The 15,076-nt window shown below is 39.1% G+C and carries 2 protein-coding genes; both read left to right on the top strand.

The genetic code is table 11. The features are described 5' to 3' along the window. Nucleotides 1–95 precede the first annotated feature (95 nt). Nucleotides 96–7,688: a DUF8693 domain-containing protein gene (locus L1S35_RS11755; protein ID WP_236400912.1), complete on the top strand. Its 7,593-nt coding sequence runs from the start codon at nucleotides 96–98 to the stop codon at nucleotides 7,686–7,688. A 182-nt stretch (nucleotides 7,689–7,870) separates the two neighbouring features. After that, nucleotides 7,871–15,061, top strand: coding sequence for a RemA C-terminal-like gliding motility protein (locus L1S35_RS11750; RefSeq protein ID WP_236400910.1), 7,191 nt, complete (start codon nucleotides 7,871–7,873; stop codon nucleotides 15,059–15,061). Nucleotides 15,062–15,076: the final 15 nt, after the last annotated feature.

Raw genomic sequence — 15,076 nt, 5'->3', positions numbered from 1 at the left:
CGATTTTTAAAGTAGTGTAACCGAAAAATTGTTGCACTCTGAAAGGGTAGTATAATTTCGTAATAATATTAATGGAGTTTAAAATTCATCGCCCTATGAAGAAAAACTACTTATCTCAAAAAACTGAATTTGTACTAGAATTATTTTTTAAACAAAAATATATCCTACTTCTAGTTACGCTCGCTCTTTTCCCAGTAAACTTTACGGCAGCCCAAACAGCCGGACCAAATAATCCAACTACAGGAAACTTTGTTGCTGGCGCCAATATAGATTGGACAAATCCAGGAAACATTACTAATACTGCAGATGCAAATTATGCTACTGCTGTTTTTAGTGGCGCAGGAAATACTGATTATCTGCAAGGAACTAATTACGGTTTTTCCATTCCAACCGGAGCAATAATAAACGGGATTACTGTTACCGTAAACCGAAGAACCAGTGCTACAAATGGTGGTAGAATAACAAAAGATAATATTGTCAGTTTAGTAAAGGGTGGAATTGTTACCGGTACCAACAAAGCTACTGCAACAGCTTATACTACGACTCTTTCTGTTGCAACTTATGGTTCATCAACAGATACTTGGGGAACGACATGGACGCCAGCTGATATCAATGCAACTAATTTTGGAGCGGTACTATCAGTGAACACAAACAATAGTTTAACTGCTACGGTAGATTATATTAAAATTACAGTTTATTATACTACAATTGGATTTTCTCCATCGAGTGCTTGTGTTGGCTCAACTACATCAGTAATAATAACCGGTGGATTTATCGCGGGAACAACCGCAGTGAGTTTTAACGGAACCGCTGCAAGTTTTGTACAGGATAATAATACTCAGGTTACAGCAACTTTACCAGCTGGTGCTACAACGGGAACAATTTCTTTGACAACTCCGCAAGGAACCGGAACCAGCGTCAGTAATTTTACCGTAAATCCTTTACCTGTTTTAAATCCTATCACCGGAAACACATCAGTCTGTATTGGTTCAACAACCACTTTGTCTAATTCAACACCTGGCGGCACATGGAATAGTGCTTCCACTGGAGTTTCCACTATAAATACAAGTGGTCTTGTTTCAAGTGTTTCTGCTGGAACTTCACTAATTACTTATTCTTATACTAATGGAAATGGTTGTACCAATTCTGTAAATACAACTGTTACCGTTAATGCACTTCCTGTGGTTTCATCTCCTGCTAGTGTTTGTATCGGAGCTACAGCTCAATTAACTCCAAATTCAGGAGGGACATGGAGCAGCAGTAATAACGCTTTCGCAACTGTTGACAATACTGGTCTTGTAACTGGTGTTGCTGTTGGAAGTCCAACTTTTACTTTTACCAATTCAACTACGAATTGTAGTAAAACAACAAATGCTGTAAATGTATTGGCGTTACCTGCGATAAGTTCACAACCTCTTGCCACTCAAACTGTTTGTTCAGGAAGTTCAGTTAGCTTTTCCATAAGTGCTACCGGACCAGGTTTGACTTATCAATGGTACAATGGCGCAACGCCTTTAAGCAATGGTGGTTCAATTTCAGGGGCAACAAGTGCCACTCTTACCATAAATCCTGTTGCTTTAACAGATGCATCAGCAAATTATAATTGTGTTGTAAGCGGAAATTGTTCCCCAGCAGCAACTTCAGCTAATGCTGAGTTAATCGTAATTGAAAAAGTTACCATAACTTCTCAGCCTGTTGCTACCCAAACCTTATGCATCGGAGATACTGCAACATTTGTTGTTGCTGCTACCGGTACCGGGATTTCTTTTCAATGGTACAAAGGAGCAACTGCTTTAACTGATGGCGGAGCGATTTCGGGTGCTACTACTGATACTTTGAGTATTTCTCCTTTAGCGTTAAGTGATGCTGCTGCTAATTACTATTGCTTAGTTAGTGGAACAAGTCCATGTAGTGCTGTTGCCTCTGCAAATTCCGTTTTGAATGTAAATCAAAGCGCTTCAATAACCACTCAGCCACAAATTTCCCAAACCGTTTGTGAGGGTAACTCTGTTAGTATTTCCGTTGCTGCTACAGGTGGAAGTTTAGTATACCAATGGTATAAAGGGGCAACTTTATTAAGTAATGGCGGAAACATTTCCGGTGCAACATCGGCTACTTTGACAATAAATCCTGTTGATTTAGGCGATGCTGCTTCTAACTATAATTGTCATGTTACAAATGGATGCTCCAGCGGAGTTACTTCTGATGATGCTGCAATCATTGTAAATGAAGCTGTTGTCATTACCAGCCAACCTGTCCTTACACAAACTGTATGTGCAGGCAGCCCGGCTACTTTTTCTGTTACGGCAACAGGAACCGGTTTGAGTTATCAGTGGTATAAAGGTGTAACTGCCTTATCTGACGGTGGATCAATTTCGGGTACAACTTCATCAACATTAACAATAAACCCAATTGTATCTGGTGATGCAGCAGCCAATTATAGATGTGTAGTTTCAGGAGCGAGTCCATGTGCGGCGGTAACTTCAAATAATGCTGCTTTAGTTGTCAACCAACTTCCAGCCATTACTTCCCAACCTGCGACTTCTCAAACTTTGTGTTCCGGAAGTTCTGTTAGCTTTTCTGTAAGTGCTACCGGAACAGGTTTGACTTACCAATGGTACAATGGCGCATCTCTTTTAAGCAATGGTGGTTCAATTTCAGGAGCAACATCCGCAACCTTAACAATAAATCCTATTAGCGTTTCAGATGCTTCATCCAATTATAGATGTGTGGTTAGCGGAAGCTGTTCCCCTAGTGCTACTTCAAATGATGCTGCATTAATTGTAAACCAAGTTGTTGCCATTACTGGCCAACCTACTGTTACCCAAACTGTATGTGTGGGTAGCTCTGCTACTTTTTCCGTTACGGCAACAGGAACCGGTTTGAGTTATCAATGGTATAAAGGTGCTGCTGCCTTAACTGATGGTGGGGCTATTTCAGGTGCTACATCAGCAACTTTAACAATAAACCCAATCGCAACTGGCGATGCAGCTACCAATTACAGATGTGTGGTTTCAGGAGCGAGTCCATGTGCGGCGGTAACTTCAAATAATGCTGCTTTAGTTGTCAACCAACTTCCAGCCATTACTTCCCAACCTGTGGCTTCTCAAACTTTGTGTTCCGGAAGTTCTGTTAGCTTTTCTGTAAGTGCTACCGGTACGGGATTGACTTACCAATGGTACAATGGCGCATCACTTTTAAGCAATGGTGGTTCAGTTACCGGTGCAACAACACCAACCTTAACAATAAATCCTATTAGCATTTCAGATGCTTCATCCAATTATCATTGTGTAGTTAGTGGAACTTGTTCTCCTAGTGCTACTTCAAACGATGCTGCATTAATTGTAAACCAAGTTGTTGCCATTACTGGCCAACCTACTGTTACCCAAACTGTATGTGTGGGTAGCTCTGCTACTTTTTCTGTTACGGCAACAGGAACCGGTTTGAGTTATCAGTGGTATAAAGGTGCTGCTGCCTTAACCAATGGCGGAGCTATTTCAGGTGCTACATCAGCAACTTTAACAATAAACCCAATCGCAACTGGCGATGCAGCTACCAATTACAGATGTGTGGTTTCAGGAGCGAGTCCATGTGCGGCGGTAACTTCAAATAATACTGCTTTAGTTGTCAACCAACTTCCAGCCATTACTTCCCAACCTGTGGCTTCTCAAACTTTGTGTTCCGGAAGTTCTGTCAGCTTTTCTGTAAGTGCTACTGGAACAGGGTTGACTTACCAATGGTACAATGGCGCAACACTTTTAAGCAATGGTGGTTCAATTTCAGGAGCAACAACTGCAACCCTAACAATAAATCCTATAAGCGCTTCTGATGCTTCATCCAATTATAGATGTGTGGTTAGCGGAAGCTGTTCCCCTAGTGCTACTTCAAATAATGCTACATTAATTGTAAACTCATTATCTGTTGGAGGTTCAGCCACAATTACACATACAGCCAATTCGAGTGGTACTATGGTTGCTTTACCAACACCGGTAAGTACTCATACCGATTGTCATCTTTCATCCGGAATTATAGCTCTCAATGGGCAAACAGGAGCGGTTCTTAGATGGGAATCTTCAATAGATGCAGGAAATACCTGGCTGAACTTAGGTGGTGTTGGTAATAATACTTTTAATTATACTAATGCAACAGTAACTACCACATTTAGGGCTGTTGTTCAAAATGCCTCTTGTAATATCACCTATTCTACACCTGCTATTTTATTTGTAATTCCTAACATTAAGCCTTCGCCTGTAACTGCTACTCCATCTACTATTTGTGCAGGAGAATCTACGACTTTAACTTCTTTAAGCGGTTTTTCAAGTAGTCAAAACGTACAATATGGTGGACTATTTAATACTGCTAACCCAGCAGGCTGGTTAGTAGATGGAAATGCAGTTTTTAGTGCCAGTGGTGATAATGGAAATCCGACGACCTTTAAAGAAACTAATGGAAATGGCGGAACTGAATATAACACTACTAGTGATGATAAATTTGCTATCGCAAGAGGAAATTTAGACAGTACACTTCAAACTCCTATTTTTGACCTTTTTGGATTATCCTCGGCAAATCTGACATTTGATCATGCACATAAATTGGTTCCTGGTGCATGGGGCAAAGTAGAACTTTCATTTAATGGTGGTGCAACTTATCCCGTAACCTTGGCTACCTATTCTGGAAATCAAGGTCCATATAATCAATTTAACACTGCTGTAAGTATCAATTTAAATGCCTATTTAGGATATGCTAACTTAAGAATACGATTTAACTATCATGGATTGCAAGCTAAATTACCTGGTTTTGATGGTGATGCCTGGGTTATCGACAATGTAAATATTCCCCAAGCTCCAGTACCTGCTCTTACTTCTTTATGGACGGACGTCACCGCAAATACTACCGTTAGCGTTACTAATGCTACCAATGTAAGTGTATATCCACCCGTTACAACTACCTACGCTGTAACATCTTTTCTTAATGGTTGTACAAGTTATGGACCAGAAGGCACTACCTATATTACAGTAACAGTAAATCAATTGCCAATAGTAACAGCATCGCCAACAACTAGTTGTTCAGGTGATACGAATGTTATTCCATTATCGAGTGCAGTAGCTGGTACCCAAACATCGACAGTATTTAATTGGACTGTAGCTCAAACTGATGCAACTGGTGGAAGCGCTGGTTCGGGAAGCTCCATCAATCAAACATTAACAGCTACAGGAACTGTTCAAGGGACTGTAACTTATACTATAACACCTACCGCTAATGGATGTATTGGTCCACCAAGAACTATAATAGCTCGAGTAAATCCAAGACCTAAAGCTGATATTCAACCATCACAAACCATTTGTTATGGTGGGACAGCAACTTTTAGCGTTACCTTAGAAGGAACAGGACCATGGAACTTAACTTATAGTAATGGTGTATCTACAACTACGGTTAACGGTATAACTTCAAGCCCATACGTATTCAGCGTAAGCGGAATGACAGCTAATCAAACGTTTACCATAACGGCTTTAAGCGACTCCAGATGTAGTGCTAGACCTCAAGACTTGACTGGTGCCCCAGTTGTTACAGTTCTTAATGGAACTCCGGGATTATGGACTGGACTTGTTAGTACCGATTGGTTTGATTGTAAAAATTGGGCTGGCGGTCTACCTTCAAGTACTATTGATGCGCAAATCCCAACAGTTACCATTTCCGGCAGAATGCCGCTTATAGATAGAACATCGCCATTTGCCGCTGCCTATAATTATATTGCATCAGCACGTGATTTAATAGTTGCCTCTGGTGCTTCTGTAACAATGGTCGCTACTAATAACTCTGAATTACAGATAAGTAGAGATTGGAGAAATAGCGGAAGCTTCATTCCAGGAACAGGAACAGTTACTTTTAATGGCGCTACATTAAATCAGATACAAAATATCAATGTTGGAATTAAAACTAATGAAGCTTTTTATAATATGACATTAAATAATTCTAATAATGCCAAAGGAATTAGTGTTGTTGATGGGTTTCAATTGACGGTTGCCAATGAATTATCATTACTAAGCGGTGATTTAAGATTAGTTGGAGAAGCGCAGATTATTCAAAATGGTACAGTTGCAAATCCTTCTGCGGGAACAGGAAAAATTTTGAAAGACCAGCAAGGTAATAGAAGCAGCTATCATTATAATTATTGGTCATCACCGGTTTCAACTAATGGTACAAACTACACTATCGGTGGTATTTTAAGAGACGGAACTGATTCTTCCACAAATTCGTTTAACCCAAATGCAATAACTTTTGGCGACGGTGCCTATTTTGCCGATGGCGCAATAACTACGCCTGTTAAACTTGGCAACCGCTGGATGTTTAAATATACCAGTGTAAGCACCGTTTATGCGGGATGGCAATATGTAGGAAGCACAGGAACTATAGGCATTGGTGAAGGATTTACGATGAAAGGCGTTACCGGAATTGCACCATTTACCACGCCACAGAACTATGTTTTTGTTGGTAAGCCAAATAATGGAACCATTCCTTTATCAATTTCTTTAAATCAAAGTTATTTAGTTGGAAATCCTTATCCATCAGCCTTAGATGCAGACGAATTTATAAAAGATAACATAAAAGATGGTGCGGGAAGAGCTGCTACCAATATTTTTAATGGAGCTTTATATTTTTGGGATCATTTTGGAGGACAATCCCATATTCTGAATCAATATATTGGTGGCTATTCAACTTATACCTTAATGGGTGGTGTGGTAGCTATTTCGAACGATCCATTGATAAATGCTAATGGCGCAATGGGAACAAGAGTCCCAAAGCGATACATCCCTGTAGCACAAGGCTTTTTTATTGGTACTGGTTCAAATGCTGCATTGACCGGAAATAATCCTGGTTTGAGTACGCCTGTTACTGGCGGTACTATTAATTTTAAAAACACTCAACGCGCTTTCAAAATAGAATCAGTGAGCAACTCTGTGTTTTTCAAATCAAATAACCAGAATCAAACAACGAATGACGATGCTGACAACCGACAAAAAATCAGATTACTGTACCAATCACCTTCGAACATACACAGACAAATTTTAGTGGGAGTTGATGAGAATACGACCAGCTTTTTTGATGTTGGCTATGATGCCCCAATAATTGATGAAAATGCTGATGATTTATATTGGAAAACCACCGATGCAAAACTTACTATCCAGGCGGTTTCAAATTTTAATACCGACCAAATACTTCCTCTTGGCTTAAAAACGGCAACAGCTGGTATATGCACAATCAAAATTAATACATTGGAAAATATATCAGAAGATACTCAATTGTATATTCATGATGCTGAAACCGGAACGGACTATGACATTAAAAATGCTGATTTTAGTATTTCATTACCTATTGGCATTTACAATGATCGTTTTTCTCTCCGTTTCTCAGGAAATGCATTAGGAACTAATAATCCTGCACAAAATAGTAACCCCGTAATTTATTTTACAAATAGTGATAACATCTTACATATTAACACAAAAGAGATTATCAAAAATGTGAAATTATATAACATTTTAGGTCAGTTTATTTCCGAAAACAAAATCGATAATTTAGGTTCCGAAAACATTGAGATTCCTTATAAAAACTTAGCATCAGGAAATTATATTGTAAAAGTTATAACAGAAGAAAACAGAATTTTCGCAGAAAAAATTCAGAAAAAATAATTTTTGTTTATAACACATTGTTTTATAGAGTGATTGCGTAAAATTATTTGTTAACCAACAGATAGGCTTTGTTGTGTAGTTAATCGACTTTTTTATCGCTTCAACTATTAATTTTGTTCAAATTGTAATAATAGTCTAGATTTATTTTTATCGCATTGTTGAATGAAAATTAAGTTGGGTCTATGAAAAACAATTACTCAAACACAAAAGAAAAAATTGAATTTATACATACCAAATTAGGAATTAGTTTATTTCTGATTTGGATGTTTTCTTCAAATATTATAAATGCTCAAGTTCATACTAATCCATCAACTGGCATAGGTTCATATACCATTCCAGCCGGAGTAACATCTGTAAATGTTCAAGTATGGGGAAGTGGTGGATCGGGTGGCGGTTCTTCAACAAACAATGCTGGTGGATCGGGTGGCGGTGGTGGTGGATATACAACCAAAACTTTTAACGTAACTGCAGGTGATGTAATTAACTACAATGTAGGTGTTGGTGCTTTAGCCGGAGCAGCCGGAGCTAACGGTTTAAGTGGTAATCCAACAACACTTTCTCATGTACCATCAGGAAATAGTTTTACAGCAAACGGAGGTGGTAACGGACTTGCAAATGCTGGTGCCGGTGGTGCCGGAGGTACTGCAAGCGGAGGTACAACTAATACAACCGGAGGCGCAGGAAGTACAGGAGGTGCAGCGCCTGGAGGTAATGGAGGTAATGGAGGTAACACTACTACAACATTTGGAGCCGGACAAACAAATGCAAATGGTTCGTCTGGAACAATTCCCGGCGGCGGCGGTGGTGGTGGTGAAAAAAACGGAGGAACAAATACCTCCGGAGGTGCTGGCGCTAATGGACAAGTAATAATAACTTGTGGCCCAACTATATCTGGTTTTGCGTCTTCTAGTGGTTGTATTGGCTCTACTATTACAATAAACGGCTCTAACTTTTATAATATTACTGCGGCTAATGTCACTATTGGTGGGACTGCAGTAACTTCAATTTCTTCATTTACATCAAATCAAATTATTGCAGTTATTGGGGCAGGCACAACAGGAACTGTAAGTGTTACTTCTTTGGGAGGAACAGCTACGAGCGCAGGTACTTTTACAGTATATTCTTTACCTGCCAATCCTAGCAATCCAACAAGTGATTCTCCACAATGTAATCCTCCTGGTGTTACCTTAACCCGAGTAGGCACAGTACCGGCTGATGAAGTTTGGTATTGGCAAACTACTTCATTAGGAACCAGCACAACAAACAGTGGAGCCACTTATATTGCGACTACTTCGGGCACCTACTACATCAGAGCCTATAATACGGTTTCAGGATGTTGGAGTTCAGGGCAAGGCAGTTTAGCTGTTGTTATAAGTTCAAGTATAAGTACATTGGCTACAGTTCCATCACCGGCAACTGCAGCAACAGGAATTTGTTATGCAGGAACAGGAGCAGTAAGCAGCATTTCGTGGACAGCTGCAGCCGGAGCTGTATCATATGATGTTTACTTTGGAGCAGGAAGCCTTCCGGGAACTGTAACTGCAAACGTAGCCACAACATCCTATAATACAGGAACTTTATTAGCTTCGACAACTTATTATTGGAAAATAGTTCCTAGAAGTAGTGGTTGTATAACAACTGGAACTCCGGTAACTTGGACTTTTACCACCTCTGCTATGCCATGCTATTGTACTCCAACAGGAAATTTGAATTGTACGCTAAATGATTTTATAAGCAATGTTACTTTAAACACCTTAAATAACACCACTACATGTGGAGCCGGAGGATATACGGTTTATGCAGCTTCAGGCTCGCAAACAACATCATTAGTCACTGGTCAAACCTATACTTTTAATTTAAGTGTTGGCGCCGGAACCGGAACACACGGTGCCGGAGTATGGATAGATTTTAATCAAAATGGAGTATTTACAGATGCCGGAGAATTTTTTCTGGTAAGTAACGCGATAGCACCGAGTACAACAACTTCTGTATCAATAGCCATTCCTGCAGGAGCAACTCTCGGAACAACTCAGATGAGGGTTCGATATGCATACAATTTAACAGTTGCATCAACTATGAGTTGTACTATGGCGGGCACTTATGGAGAAACTGAGGATTACTCCGTAACATTTGTTGCGCCGGCAGCTTGTACAACACCAACAGCACAACCAACAGCGATGGCATTGACACCGGCAAGTTCAAGTATTGCAGGAGCTTTTACAGCAGCATCACCAGCACCAAATAATTACTTGGTTGTAATCAGTACTTCAAACCTACCTCCAACACCCAACAATACCACTTCCTATACAATAGGATCAACAGTTGGAACCGGATATACTGTGGTTGATAATGATAGTAATACAAGTTTTACTGCATCTGGTTTGAGTTCATTAACCTTATATTATATTTATGTCTTCTCTTATAATTCAGCTTGTACCGGTGGGCCTTTGTATTTAACAAGTTCACCTTTAAGTGGAAGCACAACTACACTCGGACCAACTTATTGTACTGCCGGAGGAACTGCTCCGGCAAGTTCATACATATCGAATGTAACCTTAAACACCATAAATCAGGCTAACACTGCTTGGGGTGGTTATAGAGATTATTATTCATCTGTATCAACTAATGTTTTGCAATCAACCTCATACACCATAAGTGTTACCATATGGAATGCCACTACAACACAAAAAAATATTTCTGCTTGGATTGATTGGAATCTAAATGGTGTTTTTGATGTGGCAACAGAAACCGTTTTATCAACAACATCTACGGTAGCATCTGCTCAAAGTGTGACCCTAACAAATACTTTTACGGTTCCGGGCACAGCAGTTGTAAATCTAACCCGACTTAGAGTTGAACTTGCATTTAATTCAGAAGGAGCAGCTGCACCGTGTAATGTAAACAGTCTAACTGATGTACAAGATTATAAAATAAATGTACAAGCACTTGTAGCTTGTACAACCCCTACAGCTCAACCAACTTCTCTTGTTTTGACACCCGGCGGAACAGCAATAGCCGGCGTTTTTACAGCTGCATCACCAGCACCAAATAACTATTTGGTGGTTATCAATACGACAGGAGTTGTACCAACCCCAATCAATGGAACAACTTATACTATCGGTCAAACTTTTGGAACAGGAAATACGGTAGTTGATATAGATAGTGATAACACTTTTACCGCTTCGGGATTAACGCTTACAACCTTATATTACATTTATGTTTTCTCGTATAATTCAGCTTGTAGTGGTGGTCCTTTGTATTTGACTACTTCCCCGTTAAACGGAAGCGTTACCACATTGGCAACAAGTTATTGCTTACCGACTGGAAATTTAAACTGTACTTCGGGTGATTATATCGCTAATGTGACTTTCAATACACTGAATAATAACACTACATGTAATTCTGGTGGGTACACAAACTTCCCTGCCACCGGAACACAAACCACTACACTAACAAGAGGAAATACATACAATTTAAGTGTTGGAACTGGTTATGGAACTAAAAAACACGGATTAGCAGTATGGATTGACTTTAACCAAAATCAGTCTTTTGCTGATGCCGGAGAATATTTCACCTTTGGAAATGGAGTTATTGCAAACTCTATCAATACCATTGCGATTCCGATTCCAGCCGGAACACCATTAGGAACAGTAAGAATGAGGGTTCGATACGGTAAGCAAACCAATATAACATCTGCATCAAGCTGCACAATGTCCGGAACCTTAGGCGAAACAGAAGATTATACATTAACTATAATTAATCCTATTGCTTGTGTGGCTCCAATTTCACAACCTACTGCATTGATATTAAATTCGGCCGGAACCACAATTGCTGGTAGTTTTACAGCTCCAAGTCCGGCACCTAACAACTATTTGGTAGTGATTAATACAACCGGAGCTATCCCTTCACCAGTAAACACAACAACATATACCATTGGTGGAACTGTTGGAGCAGGAAATATAGTAGTTGACAATGACTCAAACGTAACGTTTACCGCTACCGGCTTAACGACGACGACAACTTATTATATTTTTGTCTTTGCTTACAATTCAGCTTGTACCGGCGGACCAACTTATAATGTTACCACGCCACTTTCAGGAAGTGTAGCAACTATAACATCAAACTATTGCGTCCCTTCGGTTGGTGTGAATCTACAAGACGATTGTTATTTCACAGAAGTAAGTTTTGTTGGAACGCTAAATGACGTCTCAAATTATTCTACTTATTCTTCAAGCCCAAGAGGTTACCAGGATTTTACGTCCTTAACAAACTTGTCTTCTCAGGCACAAGGAGAAGGAGTAAATGTTTTTGTACAAGCACTATATAGCTCCTACATAGTAGCATGGGTGGATTGGAATAAAGATGGTGTTTTTGATGATACAGTTCCAACAAATGAGGAAGTGTATAATTCCAGTACTATAGCTACAGGATCAACAACCTTTGGATTTATAATTCCTTCAACTACTCCGGTTGGTAATTATAGAATTAGAATTAGATTAAACCAATACCCAGATACAACCACTATAGAATCTTGTGGAAATATCAATAATGGTGGCGAAACTGAGGATTACATTTTTACAGTTGTTGCGAATTGTGATTCACTAATTACATCGGTAACAGACGGAAAAACATGTGGTTCCGGAACTGTCAACCTAACTGCTAGCAGTACATCGGTTGGAGTAACAGAATACCGTTGGTATAGTACACCAACAGGCTCAACCTTGATTGGTACAAGCCCGACAGGAAGTTGGACAACACCTTCAATTTCGACCACTACTACTTATTATGTAACTGCTTACAACGGTTGCGAGTCATTGGTTAGAACAGCAGTAACTGCTGTTATTAGTCCGATTCCAACTCTAACTTATTCTCCGGTCAGTCCAACAGTTTGTGGTGAAGATGTGGTTTTAAATCTAACAGCAACCGGAGATGTAGAAGAGGTTTTTCTTATTGACGAAAAATTCAATAGCGGTTTGGGAACCTTTACCAACACTAATATTACTTCAAGTGGTTTTGACTCCTTAACACAATGGCAAAATCAAAGTAGTACTTTTGTCCCAACAGGTGAAGTATGGTTTCCGGCAATTTCAACAGGAATAAGTGGTAATAGCTTTGCATATACAACTTCAGATGAAATTAACGCAACAGCTCACACTCAACTAGCTTCTGCTACAGTTAGTTCAGCCAGCTTTACTTCTCTTACCTTAAGTATGAGAATGTATTATTCCCGTTACTTTGTAGATGGGGCATATTTAACCGATGATTTTGTCACTATCGATGTTTCTACCAATGGTGGCGGATCATGGACAGAAATAAGAAGATATACAGAAGACGTTGGAATCGGAACCCGATTTGAAGCATTGTCTTTTGATTTGTCCGCTTATGTTGGTCAAACTAACTTAAAAATTAGAGTAAGATATTATGGTGAATGGTGTGATGGTGTTGCGGTGGATGATATAAAATTATATGGTTACAGACCAATTAGTACGGCATTAAGCTGGACGAGCTCAACAACCGTAAACGCTTATACTGACGCAGCTTGTACAACCGCCTATATTTCAGGAACACCGGCTGTCAATGTTTATGTCAAACCTTCATTGGCTCAGTTAGAGCTTGGAAATTACAGCTTTACTGCTAATGCAACTTTAGCAAACGGTTGTACAACCAGCCAAGTTATATCAGTTACAAATAATTCTAAAATTTGGCAGGGAACCACAAACTCGGGTTGGGAAATCGCATCAAACTGGAAGCCTAATGGTGTACCAACTTCATCCAGCTGTATTATAATACCGGATGTAGTTCCGCCAACGGCTCTCGACCCAATTATATCAGGAACAAGTTATGACGCATTTGGAAAAAATATTAAGGTAAAATCAGGCGGAATACTAACTGTCAATTCGGACAACAACATCACAATCACAGATGAAGTAACGGTAACCAGCGGAGGACTATTTGATATAAAAAACAGTGCAAGTTTAATACAAAGCAACAATACTGCTTTAAATAATGGTTCTATTAAGATGACGCGAACCACAAGACCTATGACAAGATGGGCTTACGTTTATGCAGGTTCACCTGTTGCTGAAAATGCTTTTAGCCAAATTCCATCACAATTCGATTTAAAATACCGATGGACATCGGGCACAATGAATGGAGCTTGGGTTGGACTCACATCTCTTACTTCGGGCGAAGGTTATATTGCCCGGGTTAGAAATATTGCACCTTTTAGTACCGGAACAGGAACTATTGATTTTGTATATACGGGAACTCCAAAAAACGGAATTGTTAATGTAAATGTAGATAGTTATAACTCGAGTTCATTAGTAGCCGGAAACACCGTTTTATTAGCTAATCCTTATCCAAGTGCTGTTGATGGCAAAAAGTTTTTAGAATATAATGTTGCTGGCAATAGTAATGCAGAATTGGGAGGAACGTTATTCTTCTGGACATCTGTTACGCTATATAACGGATCCGGACCTTATTCAGTGACAGATTATGGAAGCTGGAATTTAGTAGGAGGTGTTGGAACTGGTAACACTCCCTTAAGTGCACCATCAGATTTAAGTCTAAAACCAAATGGTAAAATAGCTGCTGGTCAAGGATTCTTTGCTCAGGCTTTTGCTGATGGACAAATTCATTTTGATAATATAATGCGTGAACCTGATTTTAATTCACAGTTTTTCAAAAATTCAAATACAACTCAAAGTGAAGAAAAAAACAGAATATGGCTGAACCTTTATAGTGATACTACTTTCAGACAAATGCTAGTAGGTTATGTTGACGGTGCTACTAATGGCCATGACAGATTGTATGATGGTGACACCTTTACAAGCAATGAAATAAATATTTATTCTTTGCTTGACAACAGAAAATTAGTGATACAAGGAAAAGCATTACCATTTGATGAAAATGATATTATTCCGTTGGGTTACAGAATTACAAACGCTGGTAATTATTCGATAAACATAGATGAATTAGATGGTATTTTTAGTGGCGATCAAAATATTTATTTAAGAGACAAATTACTGGCTATCGACCATAATATAAAAGCATCTTCTTATAGTTTTACAACCGATGCAGGTACATTTGACAATCGATTCGAATTAGTATTTGTGAGCAACGCATTAGGCACAAACAACCCTACTGAAATAAACACTTTTGCTACAATTTCTAACCATTTAATTAGAGTAGAATCGAGTGAGTTTATAAAAGAAATAACTCTTTATGATATAGCAGGGAAACTGATAAACAGCTATTCGTTGACAGAGTTTAAAAAGCAATTTTCTGATGCATTCAATTATCCTAACGGAATCTATATTGCCAAAATCACTTTAGACAATGATATGGTAGTTACCAAAAAATTAATCCATTAATAAATAATTAAAAAA

The organism is Flavobacterium anseongense, from assembly GCF_021608185.1.
In the GTDB taxonomy this organism is placed as follows: Bacteria; Bacteroidota; Bacteroidia; order Flavobacteriales; family Flavobacteriaceae; genus Flavobacterium; species Flavobacterium anseongense.
Note: the sequence above shows the minus strand (reverse complement) of the source record. Positions and strands in the feature narration are given on the sequence as shown.